We start from the raw sequence: 23,561 nt of genomic DNA on the forward strand, positions 1-23,561 counted from the left end.
GAGCAGGCCCGCCCCCGGCCGGGGACGGGCCTGCTCCGAGAACGGTCAGTCCTGGGACTCGCTACGGTCGCCCGACCACTCGGTGTGGAACACCCCGGGCTTGTCGACCCGGTGGTAGGTGTGCGCCCCGAAGAAGTCGCGCAGCCCCTGGATGAGGGAGGCCGGCAGCCGCTCGGCGCGGACGGTGTCGTAGTAGGCGAGGGCGGCGGAGAAGCCCGGCACCGGCACGCCGTTGGCGACCGCGTGGGTGATGGCCGCGCGCCAGCCGGCCTGGCTGGACTCCAGGCCCGCCGCGACGGACGGCGCCTCGAGGAGCGTGGTGAGGTTGTGCGCCGCGTACTCCGAGCGGATCCGCTCGAGCAGGCGGGCACGGATGATGCAGCCCGCGCGCCAGATCTTGGCGACGCCCGCGATGTCGATGTCCCAGCCGAACTGCTCGGAGGCGGTGCGGATCTGGTCCAGGCCCTGGGCGTAGGCGACGACCTTCGAGGCCCACAGCGCCTGGCGGACGTTCTCGACGAGCTCGGCGCGCTGGGCGGCGTCGGAAGCCTCGCGGTGGGGGCCGTGGAGGGCGGCGCGGGCGGCCTCGCGCAGCGCGGTGTGACCCGAGCTGGAGCGGGCGAAGACGGACTCGGCGATGGTGTTGACCGGCACGCCGAGCTCGAGGGCGATCTGCACCGTCCACTGCCCGGTGCCCTTCTGGGCTGCCGCGTCCGCCACGACGTCGACGAACGGCTTGCCCGTCTCGGCGTCGACGTGGCGCAGCACGTCGGCGGTGATCTCGATGAGGTAGGAGTCCAGGTCCCCGGTGTTCCACTCGCTGAACACGTCGGCGAGCTCGGGGGCGGAGAACCCGGCCGAGCGCAGGATGTCGTAGGCCTCGGCGATGAACTGCATGTCGGCGTACTCGATGCCGTTGTGCACCATCTTGACGAAGTGACCCGCGCCGTCGGGGCCGATGTGGGTGCAGCAGGGCTCGCCGTCGACCTTGGCCGAGATGTCCTCGAGGATCGGGCCGAGGGTCACGTAGGACTCCGCGGGGCCGCCGGGCATGATGCTCGGGCCGTTGAGCGCGCCCTCCTCGCCGCCGGAGATGCCGGCGCCGACGAAGTGCAGGCCCTTGTCGCGCAGGTAGGCCTCGCGGCGGCGGGTGTCCTCGTAGTGGGCGTTGCCGCCGTCGACGACGATGTCCCCCTCCTCGAGGAGCGGGATGAGGGACTCGATGACCGCGTCGGTGGGGCCGCCGGCCTTGACCATGATGATCATCTTGCGCGGCCGCTCGAGGCTCGCGACGAAGTCGGCGAGCTCGGCCGACGGGACGAAGGTGCCCTCGTCGCCGTGCGCCGCGACCAGCTCCTCGGTCTTCGCGGCGGTCCGGTTGTAGAGCGCCACGGAGTACCCGTGACGCGCCAGGTTGCGGGCGAGGTTGCTGCCCATGACAGCGAGTCCGATGACTCCGATCTGCGCGGAGGCAGTCGCTTTGTTGTCAGTCACGTGCTGGTCCTTTGGTCGGCGGCTTGGTGTCGCTACGGCCCTCAGTATGGCGGCGGGCCCCCGCCCGGCCGCAGTGGTGTCCATCAGTTGCCACGGCCTCAGGACCGCATGAGCCGGCCCCGGCGCACGCGGGCGGTGGAGTCCCGCGCGATGAGCTTGACCGGCAGCACGACGGGCTGCTCGCTGGAGCGCGCGCCACCGATGATCGCGAGGAGGTTGCGCACCGCCGTGGCGCCCTGCAGCGACAGCGGCGAGGCGACGGAGGTGAGCGCGGGGACGGTGAGCGCCCCCGTGCGGCTGTTGTCGAAGCCGACCACGCTCACGTCGCCGGGCACCGACACCCCCAGGGCGCGCAGGCCACGGACGAAGCCGACGGCCATGATGTCGTTGAAGGCGACGACGGCGGTGCTCGGGTTCTGCGCCCACCGCCGGGCGGCCTTGGCCCCGCCCTCGACGGTCGGGGCGTTGGGGCCGATCCGGCGCACGCGCAGCTCCAGCTCCAGGCCCGCCTCCTCCAGACCGCGCCAGCGCACGCCGTCGGCCCACGACGCCTCGGGGCCCGCGACGTAGGTGATCTCGCGGTGCCCGAGCTGCCCGAGGTGTTCAGCGGCCCGCCGCACCCCGCGGGCGCCGTCGGTGAGCACGCTCGGCAGCCCGCTGACGACCCGGTTGAGGACGATGACCGGCCGCTGCTTGGCGATCGCCCGGATGCCCAGGTCCGAGAGCCGCGGGCTGGTGAGGACGAGCCCGTCGACGGCGCTGAGGAACTTCTCCGCGGCGTCCCGCTCACGCACGTAGGACTCCTGGGCGTCGAAGAGGAGCATCGTGTACCCGGCCGCCTCCGCGGCGGCCTCGGCCCCCCGGATGACGTCGACGAAGAGCGGGTTGCCGATGTCGGCGACGACCATGGCGAGCATCCGCGTGTTGACGGAGCTGAGGACGGGCGCCACCGACGAGCGCCGGTACCCGAGCAGGGCGGCCGCGTCGCGGACCTTCTCCGCCGTCACCGCGCTCACCCGCCCGGGCCGGGCCAGGGCACGCGACACCGTCGACGGCGCGACCCCGGCGGCCTTGGCGACGTCGTAGATCGTCGGCGCCCGGCCGGGGTCATTCGCTCCCTCGTTGTCCATGCGCGCCACGGTATGGTCACGGGGCAACCGGTGGCAACAAGTTGCCACGTCGCCTCCCGGCCCGCGCACACTGGCAGCTCACGTGCCCGAAGGAGCAGCTCCATGACGACGACGACCGCGGTACCCGGCCTCACCGGACCGGTGGCACAGGCCGCGGAACGGGTCGAGCAGATGCTCGCCGGTCACGCTCCACTGGGCGTGGCCTACTCAGGCGGGGTCGACTCCGCCACCCTCCTCGCCATGGCGGTGCGCACCCTCGGCCCCGCGAACGTCGTCGCCGTGCTCGGGGTCTCCCCCAGCCTCGCGACGGACGAGCGGGCCAGGGCGCACGAGACCGCCGCCTTCATCGGCGCGCGCGTCGTGGAGATCGAGACCCACGAGGGACAGTCCGCGGCCTACCGCGCCAACGGCCCGGACCGCTGCTTCCACTGCAAGGACGAGCTGTTCACCCGGATCTCCGACGAGCTCGTCGCCGAGCTCGGGCTGTCGGCCGTCGCCTACGGCGAGAACGCCGACGACGCGAAGCGGCCGGACCGGCCCGGCTCGCAGGCCGCGACCAACCACCGCGTGCTGCGCCCGCTCGCCGAGGCCGGGATGACCAAGGCGATGGTCCGGGAGACGGCCCGGGCACTGGCCCTGCCCGTCGCGGACAAGCCCGCCGCTCCCTGCCTCGCCTCGCGCATCCCGCACTTCGAGGAGGTCACCCCGGAGAAGCTGCGCCAGGTCGACCAGGCGGAGGCCGCCCTGCGCCGGCTCGGGTTCACCGACTCGCGCGTCCGCCACCACGGCGACGTCGCCCGCGTCGAGCTGCGCGCTGAGGAGCTCCTCGTCGCGGTCCACCGGCGCGAGGACGTCGACGCCGCCGTGCGTGCGGCCGGCTTCCGGTTCGTGGCGCTCGACCTGCGCGGCATCCAGTCCGGCGCCTTCACCCTCCCGCTCGTCACCCGCAGCCATGACTGAGGACTGGCAGCCGGGGCCCGAGCTCACCCGGGTGGTCCGCCTCGACCACGACCGCGCCGCCCGCCGCGGCTACCCCGAGGCCGTGCTGTGCGAGCCGAAGACGGTGGAGCAGGTGTCGCTCATCGCCGCCGAGGTCGCGCAGGCGGGCAGCCCCACCCTGTTCACCCGGGTCTCCCCCGAGCAGGCGCAGGCCGTCCTCGCCGCACTGCCCGACGCCCACCACGACCCCGTCGCCCGGCTCCTCGCCTGGCCGGCGCAGCCGCCCGAGCCGACCGGCGGGCTCGTCGTCGTCCTCAGCGCGGGCACCTCCGACCTGCCCGTCGCCCGGGAGGCCGAGCTCACCGCGCGTTACCTCGGACGGCGCACCGAGCTCGTCGTCGACGTCGGCGTCGCCGGGCTGCACCGCGTCCTGGGCCAGCTCGACCTGCTGCGCTCCGCACGCGTCGTCGTCGTCGCCGCGGGGATGGACGGCGCCCTCCCGAGCGTCGTCGCGGGCCTGGTGAGCTGCCCGGTCGTCGCCGTCCCTACCTCGGTCGGGTACGGGGCCGCCTTCGGGGGCGTGGCCCCTCTCCTGTCGATGCTCAACGCGTGCTCCCCCGGGGTGGCCGTGGTCAACATCGACAACGGCTACGGCGGGGGCCACCTCGCCGCCCAGATCGCCGCGACCTGAGCGCGACAAGTCGCGGCAACTTTTTGCCGCGCACCGAGGCGCTGTGGGTGAATCGGCACCAGTGACGTCCGGCGGCCACGGTGGCCCGCCGCCGCCGCTGCCCCACCCTGACCGGAAGGTCCTCGCCCGGCCGGTCCCTCCCCCTCCCCGTAGAGTGAAGCGCGGCAGCCGCCGACGCACGTGAGAAAGGCCTCGCCGATGCCCAGCACCAGCGCCGCAGGTCGCGGCCCCATCGCCTCCTACCGCGTGAGGCTGGGCAACGAGACGTTCGCGGGCATGATCCTGCTCGCCGGGGCGCTCATCGCCCTCGTCTGGGCCAACTCCCCGTGGCGCGACGCGTACGCCTCGCTCTCCGACATCACCATCGGCCCCGCCTCCCTGCACCTGGACCTCTCGCTCGCCTCGTGGGCGTCGGACGGCCTGCTCGCGATCTTCTTCTTCGTCGTCGGCCTCGAGCTCAAGGAGGAGTTCGTCTCCGGCTCGCTGCGCAACATCCGAACCGCCGCCGTGCCGGTCATCGCGGCCTTCTTCGGCGTCGCCGGACCGGTCGTCGTCTACCTCGCCATCCAGGCCGTCACCGGCTCTGGCGTCTGGCAGGGCTGGCCGGTGCCGGTCGCGACCGACATCGCCTTCGCCGTCGCGCTGCTCGGCATCTTCGGGCGCGGCTTCCCACCGGCGCTGCGCACCTTCCTGCTCACCCTCGCCGTCGTCGACGACCTCATCGGCATCGTCATCATCGCCGTCGTCTTCGCCGGCGGGCTGAACTACCTCATGCTCGCCGGGACCTTCCTCGCCGTCGCCGTCTTCGCCGTCCTCGTGCGCCGCGGCGTCACCGCCTGGTGGATCCTCCTGCCCCTCGGCATCGTCGCCTGGGCGCTCATGCACGCCGCCGGCGTCCACGCGACCATCGCGGGTGTCCTCCTCGGCATGGTCGTCCCGGCCACCGCGCGCGCCGGTCAGAGCGAGCCGCTCACCCACCGCTTCAGCAGCTCGGTCGGGTGGATCTCCACCGGCATCGTGCTGCCGGTCTTCGCGTTCTTCGCAGCCGGGGTGAACGTCGTCGACGCCGGTGGCCTCCTCGGCGTCCTCACCGACCCGGTCTCCGTGGGTATCGCCGTCGCGCTGCCGATCGGCAAGCTCATCGGCATCTGGGGCGGGACGGCGCTGCTCGTCACGCTCACCCCGCTCGTCCTCGGCAAGGGCATCAACCTCAAGGACATGGTCGGCATGAGCCTGCTCGCGGGCGTCGGCTTCACCGTCTCGCTGCTCATCGCCCAGCTCGCCTTCGACCCGGGCTCCGTCGAGGGCAGCCACGCCCGCGTCGGAGTCCTGCTCGGCTCCTTCCTCGCCGCGATCCTCGGCGGGATCGCCCTACGCATCCGCGCCCGCTACCGGCTGCAGGAGGCCGGGCGCGGGTGACGGCGGCTCAGTACATGAGCCGCCCGATCCAGCTCGCCACCCCGAGGACGAACGCGTAGGTCCCCACGGCGAGCGCCGCGACCGCCGGCCAGCGGGGCGACACCCGCTGGCCGAGCGCGACGATCCCGAGCACGATCGCCCCGACGGCCAGCACGAGGGTGAGGAGCAGGTCGACGGACTCGTAGACGTCGACGTTCGCCACGCTCGGCGCGGTGATCGCGTAGATGATGCGCCACGCGGTGAGCAGGCCCGCGACGGTCACGGCGATCCAGCCCAGGCGGTTGCGGTTGCGCGCCGACTCCGGCCGGCGTGCCGCTGGTGCCGCTCCCCCGGGCCGCGCGCTCTTGGCGTCGCCCTGTCCCGTGGGCGTCCCGCGGTCCGCCCTGCCCTGCTCCGGTGCAGACATGGTGTCCTCCTCACCGGGGCGCCGCTGCGCCCCTGCGCCCAGCCTGCCACTACGACAGGTGGTACGACTGGACCATGACATCCTCATTCCAGCCCATCCGCACCCGCACCAGCTCCGTCGCCGTCGTCGGCGGCCGCGTCGTCCCGGTGGACGGCGAGCCGATCGAGGGCGGGACCGTCCTCGTCGTCGACGGCGTCATCCGGGAGGTCGGCGCCGACGTCGCCGTCCCGGACGGCGTGCCGGTCATCGACGCGCGCGGCTCGTGGGTGCTGCCGGGATTCGTCGAGTCGCACGCGCACCTCGGCGTGCACGAGGAGGGCGAGGGCTGGGCGGGCCAGGACGTCAACGAGATGACCGACCCGGTCGGTGCCGGCCTGCGCGCCGTCGACGGGATCAACATCGAGGAGGAGGGCTTCCGCGACGCACTCCTCGGCGGGGTCACCGCCGCCGTCGTCAAGCCCGGGTCGGGCAACCCCATCGGCGGGCAGACCGTCGCGATGAAGACGTGGGGCGGGCGCACCGTGGACGAGCAGGTCTTCCGGGAGCGTGTCTCGGTCAAGGCCGCGCTCGGGGAGAACCCCAAGCGGGTCTACGGCGACAAGAAGGCGCTCCCCTCGACCCGGCTCGGGGTCGCGAAGGTCATCCGCGACGCGTTCGTCGACGCGGAGAACTACCGCGCCAGGCGGGAGCACGCGCTGGCGGAGGGCAAGCCGTTCGACCGCGACCTCACGCTGGAGACGCTCGTCGCCGTCCTGGACGGCGAGCTCATCTGGGACCAGCACACACACCGCCACGACGACATCGCCACGGCGATCCGGCTCGCGGAGGAGTTCGGCTACCGGCTCGTCGTCAACCACGGCACCGACGGCGCGCGCATCGCCGACGTCCTCGCCGAGAAGAACGTCCCGGTGATCTTCGGTCCGATGTTCACCAGCCGCTCCAAGGTCGAGCTGCGCGACCGCGACATCGCCAACCTCGCCCGGCTCGCCGAGGCCGGGGTGCTCGTCGCGATCACCACCGACGCTCCCGTCGTGCCGATCAACTTCCTCGTCCACCAGGCCTCCCTCGCGGTCAAGGAGGGCCTGGACCGGGACGTCGCGCTGCGCGCGCTCACCGTCAACCCCGCGCAGATCCTCGGCCTGGACGACCGGGTCGGTGCGCTGCGCCCCGGCCTCGACGGCGACGTCGTCGTGTGGGACGGCGACCCGCTCGACGTGTTCTCCCGCGTGCAGCGCGTGCTCATCACCGGCACCGAGGTGTACTCCGCCGAGCACGGCGTCCACGAGCGCTCCGAGCGCTTCTGAGGCTGGCGAGCCCTCGCGCTACGGCCGTGCGGGCGTGGCTCCGACTCTGCGCCCGCTCGTGCGACCGTGCGCCCGTTGTCAGGGGCGCACGGTCGCGCGGTGCTCCGAACGGCCGGCGGGATACGGTCGGGGGTATGGAGCACTCGACGGCCGGCAGCTACGTGACCACGGGTCAGGAGTTCACCCGGGACACGAACTACATCACCACCCGCATCACCCGCGACGGCGCGGACGGCTACCCGGTGGAGCCGGGCCGCTACCGGCTCGTCGCGGCGCGGGCGTGCCCGTGGGCCAACCGGACGATCATCGTGCGCCGCCTGCTCGGCCTCGAGGACGCCATCTCCCTCGGGACGCCGGGCCCCACGCACGACGCCCGCTCGTGGACCTTCGACCTCGACCCCGACGGGCGTGACCCGGTGCTCGGCATCGAGCGCCTGCAGGACGCCTACTTCGCCCGCTTCCCCGACTACCCGCGCGGGATCACCGTGCCGGCGATCGTCGACGTCCCCACCGGCGAGGTCGTGACCAACGACTACGCCCAGATCACCCTCGACCTGTCCGGTGAGTGGGTCGAGCACCACCGCGAGGGTGCTCCCGACCTCTACCCCGAGCACCTGCGCGAGGAGATCGACGCGGTCAACCGGCGCGTGTTCACCGAGGTGAACAACGGGGTCTACCGCTGCGGGTTCGCCGGGTCGCAGCGGGCCTACGAGCGCGCCTACGACCGCCTGTGGACGGCGCTGGACTGGCTGGAGGAGCGGCTGACGGACCAGCGCTACCTCGTCGGCGACACGATCACCGAGGCCGACGTCCGCCTGTTCACCACGCTCGTGCGCTTCGACCCCGTCTACCACGGGCACTTCAAGTGCAACCGGAACACGCTCAGCGCGATGCCGGCGCTGTGGGGCTACGCCCGCGACCTGTTCCAGACGCCGGGCTTCGGTGACACCGTCGACTTCGAGCAGATCAAGCAGCACTACTACATCGTCCACACCGACCTCAACCCCACCCAGATCGTCCCGGTCGGGCCGGACCTGTCGGGCTGGACCACCCCGCACGGGCGCGAGGCACTGGGCGGGCGCCCCTTCGGGGACGGCACCACGCCCGGGCCGGTGCGGGAGGACGAGCGCGTCGACCCGGAGCACACGCCGCTGCGCTGACCCTCAGTAGACAGCCTGACTAGTTAGTGCGACTATCTAGTCATGAGCGAGCCCGTCCACCGCAGCGAGTGGCTGCGTGGCGTCCTCGAGCTGTGCGTGCTGCGCACCGTCTCCGCCGGGCCGACCTACGGCTACGCGATCGGCGCCGACCTCGCCGCGGCAGGGCTCGGCGACATCAAGGGCGGCACGCTCTACCCGCTGCTCACCCGGCTGGAGAAGAGCGGCCTGGTCACCACGGAGTGGCGGGCCGGCGAGGGCGGCCCCGGCCGCAAGTACTTCACGCTCACCGAAGCCGGGCGCGCCGAGCTCGAGCAGGGCACGGCGCAGTGGCACGCCTTCACCTCCCTCGTCGGCGCGCACCTCTCCGGTGACGTGCCGCCCGCCCCGCCGGCCCGCCCGGCCCACACATCGAGGAGCACCCCGTGAACCCCAGCAGCGACGCCCGCCCCCAGGAGGCGTGGGACCGCCCGTTCGTCAAGGAGCACCAGGAGTGGTGCGACGACCTCGTCGTCGAGCTGCGCCTCGAGGACGTCCCCGGGCCGGTCATCGGCGAACGGCTCGCCGAGGTCGAGGCGCACTGCGCGGAGACCGGCGACACGCCCCAGGACGCCTTCGGCGAGCCTTCCGACTACGCCCGCCGGCTCCTCGAGGCGGACGCGCCGGACCCGTCCGGGGTCTGGCAGGTCACGCTCCTCTCGGTCGCCCAGATGCTCGCGCTGCTCGTCGGAACCTCCGCGGCGTCGTCGTGGGGCGGGGGCGAGGCCCTCACCTACAACGCCGTCCAGCTCGGGTCGATCGCGGCGTTCCTCGCCCTCCTGCTCACCCTCCCCCTCCTCCTGCGCCCGATCGTCCAGCGGCCGTGGAGCGTGGGCGTACCACTGCTCGCCCTCGGCACCCTCGCCGGGGCGGGCTCGGCCGCCGGCGGGCGGCTGGGGCTGGGCACGGTGCTCACGCTGCCCGCCCCCGTCGTCACCCTCGGGCTGTTCCTCGTCGTCGTCGCCCTCGCCGTCGCGCTGCTGCGCGCGCTCGACGAGGACCCGGTGACGACGCCGCTCGCGCCGGCCGCGGCCGCGCCCGCCCGCCCCCGCCGTGCGTGGGGGACGGTGCTGCCCGTGCCCGTCGCCTACGTCGTCCTGTCGGCGCTGTCCTGGGTGCTGCGCTGAGGGGTGCCGGGACGCGAGGGCCTGCGCCAGAGTGAGACGTGCGAGGCACTGTCCTCGGTGAACGGCGAGCGGTCCCAGTCGCCCCAGCGCCCCTCGAGCGAAAGGCCCGCGTGATGGGCCATGAGATCGAGCTCGCTCGGCCAGACGTAGCGGTGCGGTGAGTCGAACCGGCTCCCCGAACCGTCGCGGAACGTGTAGTGGTGCGACACGAGCAGCTGGTTCACGGTGTCGAGCTCGTCGATCCCGACGTGCTCGTCGGAGACGTGGAACGGCTTGAAGGTCTCGCCGGGCGGAAGTCCCCGAACCGGAGGCACCAGCACCTCCACGACGAACGCACCCCCGGGCGCGAGGTGCGCCGCCGCGTTCTCGACGCACCGGAGCTGGGCCTGCTGCGTGAGGAGGTTCGTGATCGCGTTGTAGACGAGGTAGACGAGGTCGAACTCGCCCTCGACCCTGGTCGTCGCCATGTCCCCGAGCACGACCGCGAGGTCGCTCCCGCCGGGCTTGCGGCGCAGCTCGTCGAGCATCGGCCGGGACAGCTCGATGCCGGCGACGTCGAGCCCGCGGGCGGCGAGGGGCAGGGCGACGCGACCGGTGCCGATCGCGAGCTCCAGCACGCGCCCACCCCGTGCCTGCTCGGCGAGGAAGTCGACCGTGGGATCGAGCACTGCCGGGTCGAACATCCAAGCCGAGGACCGGTCGTACTCACGTGCGACGGCCTCGGTCCAGACGTGCGTGTCCAGCTCTCCGGGGATCAGCGGCATGTCGGTCCTTCGTCGGATGACGCGCGAGCCTCGCGCACGCAGAACGTGCCACACGCGTGTGCTCGACCTCAACGGATTTCGGGTGCTGCCAGAGCGGGCCTACTGGTAGCTGATGAAGTGCGGGACCGGGTCCACCTGGCTCATCGTCTGCTCGGGCGTGAGCATCGGGGAGTCCTCGTCGTAGAAGTTCTTCCAGCCCCACCACTCGATGTCCGGGGCGTGCTCGTGCAGGGTGCGCCAGGTGCTCTGCTTGGCGCCCTGCCCGCCCTGGCCGTCGGCGTGGACGAGCACGGCGAGCTCGGAGCGTGAACGGTCGACCTCCGGGACGGTCTGTATCATCCGTACCTGGAACTGGTGGAGCACGAGGAGCTTCTGCGGCAGGTTCCGCTCGCGCGTGAAGTCGGCGAGCCAGTCGACGACCTCGTTGACCTCGGCCGCGCTCACCGAGCCGATGCGCACCATGTGCACCTCGTCGGGGCCGAGGTTCCACTCCGGGTCCAGCGCCAGCCCGACGTGCGGCAGGGCGAGCAGGTCGGCGTACTGCTGGGCCTGCTCGAGGAAGGACGCACGGCCGGGCTGGAGGTCGAGGACGACGTACTGGCCCGCCTCCCCCGCCGCCTCGACGAGCGGGCGCAGGTCCTCCGCCGGCCACTCGGTGGAGTAGTTGCCGTCGGTGCCCGGCCCGGCGGAGGCGACGGTCGCGATGATCTCCATGGCCGGCACGACCGTGTCCTCGGTGAGGCCGTCGTAAGCAGCCGCGTGCTCCGCGGCGCGGGCCACAGTCTCGGGGGTCCCCTGCTCACCCAGCACCCCGAGCGCCGGGGTCACCGGACTGCCGTAGAGGGCGACGTAGCGCTTGCCCGGGAACACGAGCTGGCCACCGCCGGGCAGCTCGACGCCGGTCGCCGCGGTCGCGGCGCGCCAGCCGAGCGTCTCGGCGTCGCCGAAGGCGTCACCGAGCCCGACGACGTGCTCGGCACCCGCTCCGCTCACGGCCGCCACCGTCTCGCTCGTCGCGCGGGGGTCGCCGCCCGGGACGACGGCGAGGTGCGCGCCCGCGGCGCGTGCCGTCGCGGCGGCGAGCAGCTCGGTCGCGTCCCCGGTCGTGAGGGCGAGGGTCGAGGGCAGCGCCTCGGGCAGCTCGAGGCGGGGCAGCTCGGCGGTCTGCGTCTCGGGCTCGGTCGTGGGCGCGGCAGTGGCGGGGGCGGTCGCGGGGTCGGACGGCGCCGTTTCGGCGACGGGCGCCTGCAGGGGGGTGAAGGACCCCCGCTCGACCCCGGCGAGAGCGGCGACCTCCCGGCCGGCCTCGGCGGGCAGCGGCTCGGTGGCCGTCGTCCCGAGGAGGTCGGCGAGGGCCGCGTCGTCCGCGGGCGCGGGCACGACGACGACGTCGCCGGTCGCGTCCTCGGCGTCGGGCGTGGCCTCGGGCGTGGTCTCGTCGCCGGGCCTCGCCTCGAGCGTCGCGTCGCCGACGGTGAGCACCCAGTCGGCGTCGAGCCGGTCGAGCTCGGTGGCGAGGGCGGCGCCGTCGTCGTCGAGGAGGACGGGCGCGCCGACCGCGAGCGCCACGCTGCTCGCGCGCAGCTGGGAGGCCGGATCGGCGTCGTCGGCGAGGACGACGACCGGGGCGCGGTCGAAGAACGTCTGGCTCGCGGCCAGGGCCAGCCCGCCGGTGGGCAGGACCGTCGCCGCCGCCTCGGAGGTGCGGACGGTGCCCTGCTCGGGACCCGGCTCGGGGGTCGGGGAGGGAGAGGCGGCGGGCGAGGCCTGCTCGGCGGGGACGTCCGCGGCGCACGCGGTGAGCGCGAGGCACAGCGCCCCGGTGAGGACGAGGGCGCGCGGACGTCGGCGGGTCACGAAGAGGCCTCCGGAGGGTAGGGGTGAGAGCCACCACCACACTACGTCGCCGCCGCGCGGCGTGGGAGGATCGGGGCGATGGCCGCCACCTCGATCCCGGCGGACGCGCTCGACGGCCCGCTCGGCGAGCGCGCCACGCTCCTCCAGCTCTCCTCGGGCTTCTGCGCACCCTGCCGCGCCGCGCGGGGCCTGCTCGCCCGCGTCGCGGGGACGACGCCGGGAGTGCGGCACGTCGACCTCGACGTCGCGCACCACCCGGTGCTGGCTGAGCGCCTGGAGATCACCGAGACCCCCACCGTGCTCCTGCTCTCCGCGGACGGTGACGTCCTCGCCCGGGTCGAGGGCGTGCCGCGGCTGGCGGCGGTGCGCGAGCTGCTCGACCGCCTCACCCCGTCCTGACCCGCCGCGTCCGCCGAAGGAGACGACGATGACCACCCCCCTGCCCCGCGCCGACCGCGAGGTGACGGCATGACCCTGCGCGTCGACCCGGACTCCCCCGAGCCGCCCTTCGCCCAGCTGCACGCGCAGGTGACGGCGCAGGTCGCCGGCGGCAGCCTGCGGCCCGGTGACCGCCTGCCGCCGGTGCGCAGGCTCGCCGAGGAGCTCGGGATCGCCCCGAACACGGTGGCACGGGCCTACCGGGAGCTCGAGGCGGACGGCGTGCTCGTCGGGCGCGGCCGGGCCGGCACGTTCGTCGCCGCGCCGGCCGGGCGCGGGGAGGAGGCCCGCGCGGCCGCGGAGGCCGCGGCGGCGACCTACGCGCGCACGGTGCGTGACCTCGGCCTCGACGTCGACGCCGCCCTCGCGCTCGTCCGCCGCTCGATGCGCGGATAGACCTTCCAGGGTCGACGTCGACCGCACTAGGTGTGGACTTTCGGACCTCCTGGGTCCAGAAGTCCACACCGAAGGCGCGCGCGGCCTCGACGCCGCCCCTCCTCCTCCCCCGCCGAGAGCTGGAATCTGCACGGTGCACGATCCAGCGCTCGGCAGGGGTGGGTGGCGCCAGGCGTGTTCCCGGTGTGCGGCGCCGGTGCCGCCCAGGGCGCCGCAGGCCCGGCGGCGTCAGTCGAGGAGGCGATGCAGGAGGGTGGCGAGCTGCTCGCGCTCGGGGTCGGAGAGCCGTCCGAAGAACTCGGCGGCGGCCGCGTGCCGGGCGTGGTCGGTGACGGCGTAGGTCTCGCGGCCGGCGTCGGTGGCGACGACGAGCACCGCCCGCCGGTCGGCGGGGTCGGGACGCCGCTCGACGAGGCCGCGCTGCTCGAGGGAGTCGACGACCTCGGTCGCCGACCGCGGGGCGATGCGCAGCTTCGCGGCGATCTCGCTCAGCCGGGCCTCCCCCTGGACGCACACGGTGCGCAGCGCGCGCGCCTGGTGCGGGGAGACGTCCCACTCCTCCAGCGCCGTCCACCAGCGTCGCCGCAGGGCACGGCCCGCCTGCATGAGGGAGTCGCTGAGGTCACTGTCGCGGTCCACGGGACCTCACAGTAGCGGGCCACCCACATAGTGAGGTAACCTCCCTATCGCCTGGACCGCCGGCGGCGCGACCGCAGCGACGATCACCGGGCAGAAAGCGAGGACGGCCCATGTCCAGCCCCTCCTTCCGTTCCCACGGCCCCGCGCGGCTCGACCCCGCCGACCGCGCCCAGCTCGACACCCACCCCGTGAGCCTCGGCCGGATCGCCGCGCTCTTCAAGCCCCACCGGCGCCGGCTGCTGCTCGTCGTCGGCCTCATCGCGCTGAGCTCGGCGCTCGGCCTGGCCACCCCGTTCCTCACCCGCCACGTCATCGACGTCGCCCTGCCGGACCGGGACCTGCGGCTGCTCGTCACCCTCGTCGCCGGGATGCTCGCCGTCACGGTGCTGTCCTCGGCGCTCGGTGTCGTCCAGACGTGGATCTCCACCGCCGTCGGGCAGGAGGTCATGCACCGCCTGCGCACCGATGTCTTCACCCACCTCCAGCGTCAGCCGATGTCCTTCTTCACCCGCACCCGCGGCGGGGAGGTCCAGTCACGCCTCACCCACGACATCGGCTCGATGCAGCAGGTCGTCACCGGCACCGCGACGGCGGTCACCGCGAACGTCACGACGGCGATCGGCACCATCATCGCCATGGTCGCCCTGAGCTGGCAGCTCTCGCTGTTCTCCCTCGTCGTGCTGCCGCCGGCGATCTGGCTCACCCGCCGGGTGGCGCGCATGCGGCGCGAGTTCACCGCCCGCCGCCAGCGCGCGCTCGCCGACCTGCAGGGCCAGGTCGAGGAGTCGCTGTCGGTCAGCGGGGCACTGCTCGCCAAGACCCTCGGCGCCGGCCCCGAGCTGCGCCGCCGCTTCGCCGAGTCCTCCGCCGAGCTCGTCGACCTCGAGATGCGCTCCGAGCTCGCCGGGCGCTGGCGGATGGCGACGACGAGCATCATCTTCTCCGCGATCCCCGCCCTCATCTACCTCGCCGCGGGCCTGCCCGGCTCCGGCGAGGTGAGCATCGGGACGCTCGTCGCCTTCGTCTCCCTCCAGTCCGGGCTGTTCCGCCCGATCATGGGCGTGCTCAACACCGGCGTCCAGGTCACCGCGTCGCTCGCGCTGTTCAGCCGCATCTTCGAGTACCTCGACCTGCCGGTGGACATCGACGACCCGGCCGAGCCGGTCACCCTGCCCGCCGCGGCCGGTCCGGGCGCCGTCACCTTCGAGGCCGTCACCTTCCGCTACCCCGACGCCGACGCCGACGCCGTCAGCGGCCTGGACCTGCACGTGCCCGCCGGGACGCGGCTCGCGCTCGTCGGGGAGTCCGGCGCCGGGAAGACGACGATCGCCGGTCTCGTCGCCCGGCTCCACGACCCGACGGAGGGGCGCGTCCTGCTTGACGGCGTCGACCTGCGCGACCTCAGCCTCACCGACCTCGCCCGGCAGGTCGGCGTCGTCTCCCAGGAGACCTACCTGCTCCACACGACCGTGCGCGAGAACCTGCGCTACGCGCGGCCGGAGGCCAGCGACGCCGAGATCGAGGCCGCCGCCCGCGCCGCCCAGGTGCACGACGTCATCACCGCGCTGCCCGCCGGCTACGACACCGTCGTCGGCGCCCGTGGGCACCGCTTCTCCGGCGGGGAGAAGCAGCGCCTGGCCATCGCCCGCACGCTGCTGCGTGACCCGCGCGTCCTCGTCCTGGACGAGGCGACCAGCGCGCTGGACACCCGCACCGAGCACGCCGTCCAGGAGGCGCTCGACGTCCTCAGCCACGGCCGCACGACGATCACCATCGCCCACCGGCTCTCCACCGTCCGCGACGCCGACCTCATCGCCGTCGTCGACGGCGGCCGGCTCGTCGAGGTCGGCGACCACGAGACCCTGCTCGCGCAGGGCGGGCACTACGCCGCCCTCGTCGCCGCCGCCGAGCGCGGCCCGGCGCTGGTCGCCGGCTGACCCGCGCCGCTCACAGCCACTTGTTCCACTTGAAGATGACGTAGAGCACGCCGCCGCCCGCCACCATGATCACCAGCGACATGATGAACCCCCACCTCGACTCGATGATCACCGGCATGTAGCGGAAGTTCATGCCGTAGATGCTCGCGACCAGCGACGGCGCGAAGAAGATCGCCGCCCAGCTGGAGATCTTCTTCATCTGGTCGTTCTGCGCCAGGCTCGCGTCGTTCTGCGCCTTGCCCACGTGGGCGAGGTTGACGTTGAGCGCGTTGTCGAGGAGCGAGCGGAGCGTCTCGGCGCGGTCCAGGACGTGGATGGCGTGGTCGTCGACGTCGCGGAAGTACTCCCGCAGCCCCTGCGGCGCCCCGTAGTCGTCCGGGCGTCGCGCGAGCGTCTCGAAGATGCCGGGCAGCGGCCGGGTCGCCCGCTGGAGCTGCATGACCCTACGGCTGAGGGCGTAGATGCGCTCGGCCGACTCGCGGCCCGCGAACAGGTCGTCCTCGACGTCGTCGATGTCGTTGTCCAGCCCTTCGACGACGCCGGCGTGGTCGTCGACGACCTGGTCGGCCACGACGTACAGCACCGAGCTCGGCCCCAGGGCGAACAGCTCGCGGTCGCCCTCGAGCCGCGCCCGCGTCACCTCGAGGTCCGGCGACTGCGCGCGCCTGATCGTGATCGCGAAGCGCGGTCCCAGCACGACGTGCACCTCCCCGACGACGAGCTCGCCCGTCGCGTCGTGGAGAGTGGTGGTCGTGAGCACGACGAAGACGACGCCGTCGTAGCGTTCGAGCTTGGGCCGCTGGTGGCCGGTGAGCATGTCCTCCAGGAGCAGCGCGTGGAGGTCGAAGGCCTCGCCCAGGGAGTGCACCTCACGTTCGTCCGGGTCGTCGATGGCGATCCACGCCATCGCGTTCCCCTCACGGAGGTGCTCGTACGTCGCGGCGAGGCTGTCCGGGCTCGCGATCCGCTCACCGCCCACGTAGACGGAGTTGTTGACGACGGCCACGGTGTGCCTCCTGCCCGGTTCGCAGGGTGGGGTCACCGCTGCGGGGCGACACCGCTGCCCACCGGCGGGCTCCCGCAGGTGGGCGACTCGCGCCCGGCCCCACGGTGCTCCCGCTCCTGCCCGCCCGCAACGCGGGCCGGGACCGGCGTGTGGTCGGCTCCGGACCTCAGGCGGTCGCCGCCGTGATGTCGGCGACGATGCGGCGGACGACGGCGGGGGTCTCCTCCGCGCCGGAGACCGCGAGGCACGGGACGCCGAGGGCCTTGACCGGGTAGTCGTTGCCGCCCTCGTCCAGGCGGTCACCGACGAACAGCATGTCGGCGAGGTCGATGCCGGTGTGCTCGGCCAGGCGGGTCATCCCGTAGGCCTTGTCCACGCCCTTACGGGTGATGTCGACCGACGTCGAGCCACCGGAGCGGACCTCCAGGCCCGGCAGCAGGGGGGCGACGGCGGCGCGTAGCCGCTCCTTCTTCTCCCCCGTCGGGTCCCACGCGCGCTTGGCCTCGAGCGGGGCGCGCTGGCCGAGGGCGGAGAACGTGATCTGCGAGCCGCGGTCCTCCAGGACCGGGCCCCACGTCTCGTCCTCCCACAGGCCCAGGCGCCGGGCCTGCTCCTCGACGGCGGTCGTGGCGTCGGCGCGCTCCTGGGGCGTGAGGTCGTGGGCGTAGACCTGCTCGAGCGCGCCGCCCGTGAACCGGTAGTAGCGCGTGCCGCACGTGGGCATGAGGTGCAGGCGGGTGCGGGCGTCGTCGTCGATGTCGAGACGGTCGGTGACCTGGGTGGTGAACTGCTCGAGCTGCCCGCCGGAGATGATGCACACCGGGACGACGGCGAGCAGCTCGGCCAGTGCCTGCGCCATGTCCGGGGAGATCGGGGACTTCGAGGGGGTGAGGGTGTCGTCGAGGTCGAAGGCGACGAGGCGAGCTGCAGGCATCGGCCCAGGATACAAGCGGGCTCAGAACTCCTCGTGGACGTCCGGGTCCCCGCCCTGCCGCCCCCGGTGCAGCGCAGTGATCTGCGCCATCTCCGACTCGCTCAGCTCGAACCCGAAGACGTCGAGGTTCGAGCGCTGGCGCACCGGGCTGGAGGACTTCGGGATGGGCAGCACACCGAGCTGGACGTGCCAGCGGAGCACCACCTGGGAGACCTCGACGTCGTGCCGGCCCGCGATCTGCTCGATGACCGGCTCGGTGAGGAGCTCGGCACCCCGGGCCAGCGGGCGCCACGACTGGGTGAGCACGGTGCGCTCGGCGTCGGCGGCGCGCAGGTCGCGCTGGGTGAAGTAGGGGTGCAACTCGATCTGGTTGACCGCGGGGGCGACGTCGGTCTCGGCGATGATCCGGTCGAGATGGGCGGCGGAGAAGTTCGAGACGCCGATCGAGCGGACGACGCCCTCCTCGCGCAGCGTGATCATCGCGCGCCACGAGTCGACGTACTTGTCGACCCGCGGCAGCGGCCAGTGGATGAGGTAGAGGTCGACGTACTCGACGCCGAGCTTGCGGCGGGAGGTCTCGAAGGCGCGGAGGGTGGACTCGTAGCCCTGGTCCTGCCCGCGCAGCTTCGTCGTCACGACGATCTCCTCGCGCGGGACGCCGGACTCGGCGATGCCGCGCCCCACGCCCTCCTCGTTCCCGTAGCTCGCCGCGGTGTCGACGAGCCGGTAGCCGAGCTCGAGGGCGCTGCGCACCGCCGTGGGTGCGTCCTCCTTCATCGGGTACGTGCCGAGGCCGATGGCGGGGATGCGGCTGCCGTCGTTGAGCGTGAGAAGGGGAACCATGCGCCCCATTCTGCCGACAGCCGGCCGTCGCGCCCGACGAGACAGGCTGTGCGCCCCGCAGCAGCGGGCGCACCGGCGGGTCGGCCGGGGGTCAGCCGCGGTAGTGCTCGGCGAGGCGGGCCAGGCCCTCGTCCAGGCTCACGGCGGGCTCCCAGCCGAGGACCTCGCGCGTGCGGCGCTGGTCGAACCAGTGGGCGGTGGACAGCTGCTCGGCGAGGAAGCGCGTCATCGGCGGCTCGTCGTGGCCCGGGCGCACGGCCCACACCGCCTCGACGAGTCCGCCGGCCACCCGGGCCAGCGCTGCCGGCACCCGCCAGCCCGGCGGCGGCGCCCCCGCGGCGAGACAGATCCCGGCGATGAGGTCGCCCACCGGGCGCGGCTCCCCGTTCGTCACCACCAGCGCCTGGCCGTGCGCCTCGGGCGCCCGCTCCAGGGCGGCGACCAGCGCGTCCGCGGCGTTGTCGACGTAGACGGAGTCGACCATCGCCGCGCCGTGGTCGAGCAGGGGCAGCCGTCCCGCCCGCGCGCGCTCGACGATGCGGGCGACGAGCTGGGTGTCCCCCGGACCCCACACGAGGTGCGGGCGCACGGCGAGGACCGCGAGGTCGGCGTCGTCGGCGGCGAGCGCGAGCAGCTCGGCGGCGGCCTTGGTGCGCGCGTAGCTCCCGTGGGCCCGCTCCGGCTCGGCCGGACCTGCGCCGTCGCCGACGAGCGACCCGCCCGTGTGCGCGACCGACGGCGATGACACGTGGACGAAGCGTCGCACCCCGACCATCCGGGCCGCGGTGAGGAGCGTGCGCGTGCCCTCGACGTTGACCTGCTCGAACTCGCGCAGCGGCCCGCTCACCGACACCTTGGCGGCGAGGTGGACGACGGCGTCGCGCCCCTCGACGGCCCGGGCGACGGCGCGGGGGTCGGTGAGCGACCCCAGCGCGTCGTGCGCGCCGGGGACGCCCGCGGGGCGGCGCTGGAAGGTGCGCACGTCGTGCCCGGCGGCGACGAGCCGCTCGGCTGTGCGCCGGCCGAGCATGCCGCTCGCGCCGGTGACGAGCACCCGCAGCCGCACCGGCTCCTCCCCGGCGACGGCGCGCAGCCCGGTCGGCTCCTCCGTCGCGGCCGCGTGCCGTCGGCCGCGGGACACACCGTGCCCCCGGGCACCGCTCACGGCCGGCCCATCCGGCCGCCGGCGAGGGCCTGCTCGGCCCAGCGCGCGATGCGGCCGCGTTCGATCTTCGCGTTGTGCCGCACGTCGGTCGGCAGCTCCGGCACGCGCAGCACGGCGGACACCGGGACGCCGACGTCGGCGCCGACCGCGCGCCGCACGGCCCGCGTGAGACCGGGCGTGGCGAGGGAGGGCGCCGAGCCCGAGCGCCGGTCCACCGACGGGTCGGTCTCGAGGACGACGACGAGCTGCTGGGTACCGGCCGGTCCCACACCGACGGCCGCGGCCCTGCGCACGCCAGGCACGCGCTCGGCCGCGTGCTCCACGGCCACCGGGGTGATGACGCCGCCGGGCGCGGTGACGACGTGGGCCAGGCGGCCCTCGACCCACAGCCGCCCGCGCGCGTCGAGGTGCCCGACGTCGCCGGTGCGGTGGCGCCCGGCGTGGTCGGCACTGGCCCGCTGGGTCGCCCACAGCCGGTCGTAGGTGCGCTTGAGGTGTGGCGCGGCGACGAGCACCTCGCCGGTGACACCCGGCGCGGTGGTCGGCTCGCCGGTGGCGGCGCCGTCGTCGAGCGGGACGATGCTCACCTCGGTGCCCGGGACGGGGCGACCGACGCACGTGCCACCGCCCGCGCCCGGGACGGTGCCGACGTCGGCGAGGGCGTCGCGGATCTCGGCGAGGCCGATGTCGGTGACCGGCAGCACCTCGGTCATCCCGTAGGGCGTGCGGGCATCCGCGTCCGGCATGACCTCCGCGACGCGGGCGAGCAGCTCTGGTGGGATCGGCGCGCCGGCGGACAGGAAGAGGCTGACCCCGGCGAGCGCCTCGCGCTGCTCGGCCGTGAGGTCCGCGGCCGTGGCCAGGACGTTGCGCAGGGCGCTCGGCGACGTGAAGACGGCCGCTGCTCCCCCGGCGCGGACGGCGTCGGCGAGCGCGGAGGCGGTGAGCGTCGCGGGCGCCGTCACGTCCATGTCCGGGACGACGGCGAGCGAGCCGAGCGCGGTCCCGAGCAGCGCGAACGGCGCGAACCCGGCGACGAACGGCGTCCCGGGGCCCAGCCCGTAGGTCGCGGCGAGGGTGTCGCGCATCCCGCACAGGCCGCGGTGGCTGTAGCGCACGCCCTTGGCCGGCCCGGTGGACCCGGAGGTGAAGAGGATGGCGGCGTCGTCGTCGAGGTCCGGCTCGGGCGGCAGGGCGATGCCCGCCCGCTCGAGGCCGGCGCCGCGGGCGAGGAGGCGGGGCAGGGTGTCGCTCACCCCCAGGGCGCGGGCGGCGGGAGCGGGCAGCTCGGTGGCGGCGATGCGCCGTCCGGGCCAGGCCATGATTCGCGCGCCGACGAGGCCACGCTCGATGCCGATGACGACGTCCGGTCCGGCGCCGCGGATCGCGCGGCTCATGCCGCGCAGGCCCAGGCCCTGGTCGGCGACGACCGCGACCGCGCCGAGCCGAAGGCACGCGAACAGCGCCGTGGTGAGGTCGACGCCCGGGGTGATGAGCAGGCTGACGCGCTGCCCGGGCCGCACGCCGGAGTCGTGCAGGGCGAGTGCGAGGTGGCGCACGCGGGTGGCGAGCTCGCGCCAGGTGACGGTCTCGGTGCTGCCCGGGTGCAGGGCGACGACGGCCGGGCTGTCGTCCTCCCGCCGGTCCTCGAGCACGGCCGTGAGCGACCGCGGTCGGTCGTCCTCCAGAACCCCGCTGGCGCGCACACCTCGCCTGTCGCGCGAAAGTCCGCTGTCGCGCACAACTCGGCTGTCGGGCGAAAGTCCGCTGTCGCGCACAACTCGGCTGTCGCCGCGGGATGTGGTCGCCACCCCTTGCGCCGACAGCGGGGTTTCGCTCGAGAGCGGGGTTTCGCGGGGGAACCGGGAGTCGAGCCAGGCGACGACGGTTCCGGCGACGTCGGCGTCCTCGGTGAGCAGGTGGCCTGCGCCCTCGAAGCGGTGGACGTCGGCGTGCGGCAGGCGCCGCAGGAGGTCCTCGAGGTAACGCCCCTGGAAGACCGGGTCGCGCGGGCCCCAGAGGACGAGCGCGGGCACGGTGAGCCGGGCGACGCCGTCGGCCACCGCGTCGAGCGCCGGACGGCTCGGATGGTCCGGGCCGGCCGGGATGTCGGCGACGAAGTCCGCGACGGCCTGCCTGTCCTCGTCGTACGGCGCGAGGTAGGCGGCGCGGACCTCCGGCTCCAGCGGCGGGGAGGCCAGCGCGAGCGTGGCGCGCAGGAACGTCCTGGTCCCGCTCGTCGCCCAGCCGTGGACGGTCGGGTGGCCGGCGAGGCGCAGGAGCACAGGGATGTGGGAGGAGTCGTCGTGGTGGACGGCCGTGTTCGTCACGACGACGCCGGCGAGCAGCTCGGGGTGCTCCACGGCCCAGCCGAGCGAGACGACCCCGCCCCAGTCGTGGCCCACGGTGACGACCGGCCCGGTGAGACCGAGGGTGTCGGTGAGCGCGCCGAGGTCGGCGATCCGGTCGCCCAGGCGCCGCAGCCGCCCGTCACGCTCGGAGTAGCCCATCCCGAGCTGGTCGACGGCGACGACGCGCCACCCCTGCGCGGCGGCGGCGGGCAGCAGCGCGCGCCACAGGTAGGACCACGTCGGGTTGCCGTGGACGGCGAGCAGCGTGCCCCGCGGCGGGCCGGTGAGGTCCGGCTCGTTGTCGAGCAGGTGCCAGGTGACCGGCGGGTCCTCCCCCGTGCCCGGCACTGTGACGTGACGCCGCCAGCGCGCCTCCAGGCCCGGCAGGCTCACCACTCGAGCTCGAGCATCGCCGTGTTGAGGCCCGACCCCACCCCCATGCACAGCACCCGGTCCCCCGGTGCGAGCGAGTCGGCCTGCGCCGCGAGCGTCATCGGCAGCGAGGCCGGTCCGACGTTGCCCCAGTAGGCGAAGGTGATCGGCACCCGGTCGGCGGGCAGGTCGATCGCCTCGATGATCGCGTTCGTGTAGGGCGTGGAGATCTGGTGGGTGACGTAGCGGTCCATGTCCGACCACCGGAAGCCCGCGCCGTTGTTCGCCTCGGTGAACGCGGCGGTGACGAGCGGCAGACCGCCCTCGAGCAGGCCCTTGGTGTCGGTGAACATGCCGTCCAGGCTGCCCACGCACAGCTCGTGGTGCTCGGTGCCCGCCCGCGAGACGCCGCCGACGACGCGGTGGCCCCCGGGGTGGAGGTCGGCCCGACCGATGACGGCGGCCGCGGCGCCGCTGCCGAGGGTGAGGGAGGCGAACTCGCGGCGGTAGTCCTCGCGCGTGACCTCCGGGCGCGACAGGCGTCGCAGCGTCGTCTCCTGGGTGCCGCGGGAGTCCTCGCTGTTGACGATGACGGCGTAGTCGATCTGGCCCGCGTCGACCATCGTCGCGGCGAGCATGATGCCGTTGACGAAGCCGAGGCACGCGTTGGTGATGTCGAAGTTCACCGCCGACGGCGGCAGCGACAGCCCGTGGTGCACGCGCACCGCGACGGACGGCTCGAGGTGGGTGCGGGTGACGGAGGTGTTGACGAGCAGCCCGACCCGGGCGGGGTCCACCCCGGCCTCGGCGAGCGCCTTGGCGCCGGCCTCGATCGCCGGGTCGTCGAACCGTGTCCCCGGCTCCCACCAGCGCCGTTCCACCACCCCGGACACCCGCTCGAGCAGGTTGTCGGGCAGGCGCAGCCGCCGGCGCGTCGGCGCCAGCTCGTCCTCGAATCGCGCCGAGGACACCCGCACGGGCGCCTCGATGTGCGTGACGGCGAGAAGGGCCGCGTTGGAGTAGCGGAAAGTCGCGTTACCAGCGGGAGTCACCAGACGACTTTAACGGCGGTCCAGGACAGGCCGCACACGGACGGGCGTGTGTGCGCCCGGCCACACATCGGGTCCCGGCTCGCCGGTGTGCCCGCGTGGCA

The 23,561-nt window shown here is 74.0% G+C and carries 22 protein-coding genes; 10 read left to right on the plus strand and 12 right to left on the minus strand.

Features of this window, described 5'->3' with window-relative positions:
* Positions 1-45: 45 nt before the first annotated feature.
* Complete coding sequence (gene gndA / locus FE251_RS10185; RefSeq protein ID WP_139948695.1) at positions 46-1,578, minus strand: NADP-dependent phosphogluconate dehydrogenase; 1,533 nt, start codon at positions 1,576-1,578, stop codon at positions 46-48.
* 14 nt (positions 1,579-1,592) lie between these two features.
* Positions 1,593-2,624, minus strand: a complete 1,032-nt coding sequence (locus FE251_RS10190) for a LacI family DNA-binding transcriptional regulator (RefSeq protein ID WP_139948696.1) — start codon at positions 2,622-2,624, stop codon at positions 1,593-1,595.
* 102 nt (positions 2,625-2,726) lie between these two features.
* Here FE251_RS10190 and larE point away from each other — a divergent pair, with 102 nt between their 5' ends.
* The 3 genes from larE to nhaA all read left to right on the plus strand — a co-directional run bounded on the left by larE (position 2,727) and on the right by nhaA (position 5,673).
* Positions 2,727-3,584 (plus strand): ATP-dependent sacrificial sulfur transferase LarE, encoded by an 858-nt coding sequence (larE, locus tag FE251_RS10195; protein WP_139948697.1) that lies wholly within the window; start codon positions 2,727-2,729, stop codon positions 3,582-3,584.
* Positions 3,577-4,254 (plus strand): nickel pincer cofactor biosynthesis protein LarB, encoded by a 678-nt coding sequence (gene larB, locus FE251_RS10200; protein ID WP_139948698.1) that lies wholly within the window; start codon positions 3,577-3,579, stop codon positions 4,252-4,254. The genes larE and larB overlap by 8 nt, the downstream gene beginning before the upstream one ends.
* 198 nt (positions 4,255-4,452) lie before the next feature.
* Positions 4,453-5,673, plus strand: coding sequence for a Na+/H+ antiporter NhaA (nhaA, locus tag FE251_RS10205; protein WP_139948699.1), 1,221 nt, complete (start codon positions 4,453-4,455; stop codon positions 5,671-5,673).
* Between the two features lie 7 nt (positions 5,674-5,680).
* Here the strand turns inward: nhaA and FE251_RS10210 are convergent, their stop codons facing one another.
* On the minus strand, positions 5,681-6,079 hold the full coding sequence (locus FE251_RS10210; protein ID WP_139948700.1) for a hypothetical protein: 399 nt from the start codon (positions 6,077-6,079) through the stop codon (positions 5,681-5,683).
* Positions 6,080-6,153: 74 nt separating this feature from the next.
* On the opposite strand from FE251_RS10210, the gene FE251_RS10215 reads away from it, so the two are divergent.
* The 4 genes from FE251_RS10215 (at position 6,154) to FE251_RS10230 (ending at position 9,706) form a co-directional block, all read left to right on the plus strand.
* The gene (locus FE251_RS10215) at positions 6,154-7,383 is read left to right on the plus strand and encodes an amidohydrolase (RefSeq protein WP_139948701.1); all 1,230 of its coding nucleotides are present in this window, start codon (positions 6,154-6,156) and stop codon (positions 7,381-7,383) included.
* A 134-nt stretch (positions 7,384-7,517) separates the two neighbouring features.
* Positions 7,518-8,543, plus strand: a complete 1,026-nt coding sequence (locus FE251_RS10220; RefSeq protein WP_139073790.1) for a glutathione S-transferase family protein — start codon at positions 7,518-7,520, stop codon at positions 8,541-8,543.
* Between the two features lie 42 nt (positions 8,544-8,585).
* Positions 8,586-8,969 carry a PadR family transcriptional regulator gene (locus FE251_RS10225; protein WP_139948702.1) on the plus strand — a complete coding sequence of 128 codons (384 nt, stop codon included), beginning with the start codon at positions 8,586-8,588 and terminating at the stop codon, positions 8,967-8,969.
* Positions 8,966-9,706, plus strand: coding sequence for a hypothetical protein (locus FE251_RS10230; RefSeq protein ID WP_139948703.1), 741 nt, complete (start codon positions 8,966-8,968; stop codon positions 9,704-9,706). Before FE251_RS10225 ends, FE251_RS10230 begins: the two co-directional genes overlap by 4 nt.
* On the opposite strand, the gene FE251_RS10235 is transcribed toward FE251_RS10230, so the two are convergent.
* Positions 9,667-10,470, minus strand: coding sequence for a class I SAM-dependent methyltransferase (locus tag FE251_RS10235; RefSeq protein WP_139948704.1), 804 nt, complete (start codon positions 10,468-10,470; stop codon positions 9,667-9,669). The two genes, FE251_RS10230 and FE251_RS10235, sit on opposite strands and share 40 nt — an antisense overlap.
* Positions 10,471-10,569: 99 nt before the next feature.
* Positions 10,570-12,327, minus strand: coding sequence for a hypothetical protein (locus FE251_RS10240; RefSeq protein WP_139948705.1), 1,758 nt, complete (start codon positions 12,325-12,327; stop codon positions 10,570-10,572).
* A gap of 78 nt (positions 12,328-12,405) precedes the next feature.
* Here FE251_RS10240 and FE251_RS10245 point away from each other — a divergent pair, with 78 nt between their 5' ends.
* Together FE251_RS10245 and FE251_RS10250 are read left to right on the plus strand one after the other, a co-directional pair.
* On the plus strand, positions 12,406-12,726 hold the full coding sequence (locus tag FE251_RS10245) for a thioredoxin family protein (protein WP_139948706.1): 321 nt from the start codon (positions 12,406-12,408) through the stop codon (positions 12,724-12,726).
* Positions 12,727-12,795: 69 nt separating this feature from the next.
* A complete protein-coding gene (locus FE251_RS10250) occupies positions 12,796-13,161 on the plus strand; it encodes a GntR family transcriptional regulator (protein WP_139948707.1) in 366 nt (121 codons plus the stop codon).
* Positions 13,162-13,389: 228 nt separating this feature from the next.
* Here FE251_RS10250 and FE251_RS10255 read toward each other — a convergent pair whose 3' ends face one another.
* The gene (locus FE251_RS10255) at positions 13,390-13,767 is read right to left on the minus strand and encodes a MarR family winged helix-turn-helix transcriptional regulator (RefSeq protein WP_139949316.1); all 378 of its coding nucleotides are present in this window, start codon (positions 13,765-13,767) and stop codon (positions 13,390-13,392) included.
* A 143-nt stretch (positions 13,768-13,910) separates the two neighbouring features.
* Between FE251_RS10255 and FE251_RS10260 the strand changes: the two genes are divergently transcribed.
* Positions 13,911-15,737 carry an ABC transporter ATP-binding protein gene (locus tag FE251_RS10260; RefSeq protein WP_139948708.1) on the plus strand — a complete coding sequence of 609 codons (1,827 nt, stop codon included), beginning with the start codon at positions 13,911-13,913 and terminating at the stop codon, positions 15,735-15,737.
* 10 nt (positions 15,738-15,747) lie between these two features.
* Here FE251_RS10260 and FE251_RS10265 read toward each other — a convergent pair whose 3' ends face one another.
* The 6 genes from FE251_RS10265 to FE251_RS10290 form a co-directional block, all read right to left on the minus strand.
* Positions 15,748-16,743: a magnesium and cobalt transport protein CorA gene (locus FE251_RS10265; RefSeq protein ID WP_139948709.1), complete on the minus strand. Its 996-nt coding sequence runs from the start codon at positions 16,741-16,743 to the stop codon at positions 15,748-15,750.
* A gap of 166 nt (positions 16,744-16,909) precedes the next feature.
* Positions 16,910-17,677 carry an HAD-IIB family hydrolase gene (locus tag FE251_RS10270; protein WP_139948710.1) on the minus strand — a complete coding sequence of 256 codons (768 nt, stop codon included), beginning with the start codon at positions 17,675-17,677 and terminating at the stop codon, positions 16,910-16,912.
* Positions 17,678-17,698: 21 nt separating this feature from the next.
* Positions 17,699-18,529: an aldo/keto reductase gene (locus FE251_RS10275; RefSeq protein WP_456237468.1), complete on the minus strand. Its 831-nt coding sequence runs from the start codon at positions 18,527-18,529 to the stop codon at positions 17,699-17,701.
* Between the two features lie 82 nt (positions 18,530-18,611).
* Positions 18,612-19,580, minus strand: coding sequence for an NAD-dependent epimerase/dehydratase family protein (locus FE251_RS10280; protein WP_139073804.1), 969 nt, complete (start codon positions 19,578-19,580; stop codon positions 18,612-18,614).
* A gap of 101 nt (positions 19,581-19,681) precedes the next feature.
* Entirely contained in the window at positions 19,682-22,429 is a 2,748-nt protein-coding gene (locus FE251_RS10285) for an alpha/beta fold hydrolase (RefSeq protein ID WP_230976395.1), read from the minus strand.
* On the minus strand, positions 22,426-23,460 hold the full coding sequence (locus FE251_RS10290; RefSeq protein WP_139948713.1) for a 3-oxoacyl-ACP synthase III: 1,035 nt from the start codon (positions 23,458-23,460) through the stop codon (positions 22,426-22,428). The genes FE251_RS10285 and FE251_RS10290 overlap by 4 nt, the downstream gene beginning before the upstream one ends.
* Positions 23,461-23,561: the final 101 nt, after the last annotated feature.

The organism is Georgenia wutianyii, assembly GCF_006349365.1.
Lineage (GTDB): Bacteria > Actinomycetota > Actinomycetes > Actinomycetales > Actinomycetaceae > Oceanitalea > Oceanitalea wutianyii.

Coding starts and splice junctions, on each gene's coding strand:
- FE251_RS10275 (WP_456237468.1), bottom strand. CDS start 18,529: ATGGGGCGCATGGTTCCCCTTCTCACGCTCAACGACGGCAGCCGCATC.
- larE (WP_139948697.1), top strand. CDS start 2,727: ATGACGACGACGACCGCGGTACCCGGCCTCACCGGACCGGTGGCACAG.
- FE251_RS10220 (WP_139073790.1), top strand. CDS start 7,518: ATGGAGCACTCGACGGCCGGCAGCTACGTGACCACGGGTCAGGAGTTC.
- FE251_RS10235 (WP_139948704.1), bottom strand. CDS start 10,470: ATGCCGCTGATCCCCGGAGAGCTGGACACGCACGTCTGGACCGAGGCC.
- FE251_RS10215 (WP_139948701.1), top strand. CDS start 6,154: ATGACATCCTCATTCCAGCCCATCCGCACCCGCACCAGCTCCGTCGCC.
- FE251_RS10190 (WP_139948696.1), bottom strand. CDS start 2,624: ATGGACAACGAGGGAGCGAATGACCCCGGCCGGGCGCCGACGATCTAC.
- gndA (WP_139948695.1), bottom strand. CDS start 1,578: ATGGACACCACTGCGGCCGGGCGGGGGCCCGCCGCCATACTGAGGGCC.
- FE251_RS10255 (WP_139949316.1), bottom strand. CDS start 13,767: ATGCAGGCGGGCCGTGCCCTGCGGCGACGCTGGTGGACGGCGCTGGAG.
- larB (WP_139948698.1), top strand. CDS start 3,577: ATGACTGAGGACTGGCAGCCGGGGCCCGAGCTCACCCGGGTGGTCCGC.
- FE251_RS10270 (WP_139948710.1), bottom strand. CDS start 17,677: ATGCCTGCAGCTCGCCTCGTCGCCTTCGACCTCGACGACACCCTCACC.
- FE251_RS10260 (WP_139948708.1), top strand. CDS start 13,911: ATGTCCAGCCCCTCCTTCCGTTCCCACGGCCCCGCGCGGCTCGACCCC.
- nhaA (WP_139948699.1), top strand. CDS start 4,453: ATGCCCAGCACCAGCGCCGCAGGTCGCGGCCCCATCGCCTCCTACCGC.
- FE251_RS10245 (WP_139948706.1), top strand. CDS start 12,406: ATGGCCGCCACCTCGATCCCGGCGGACGCGCTCGACGGCCCGCTCGGC.
- FE251_RS10250 (WP_139948707.1), top strand. CDS start 12,796: ATGACCCTGCGCGTCGACCCGGACTCCCCCGAGCCGCCCTTCGCCCAG.
- FE251_RS10225 (WP_139948702.1), top strand. CDS start 8,586: ATGAGCGAGCCCGTCCACCGCAGCGAGTGGCTGCGTGGCGTCCTCGAG.
- FE251_RS10210 (WP_139948700.1), bottom strand. CDS start 6,079: ATGTCTGCACCGGAGCAGGGCAGGGCGGACCGCGGGACGCCCACGGGA.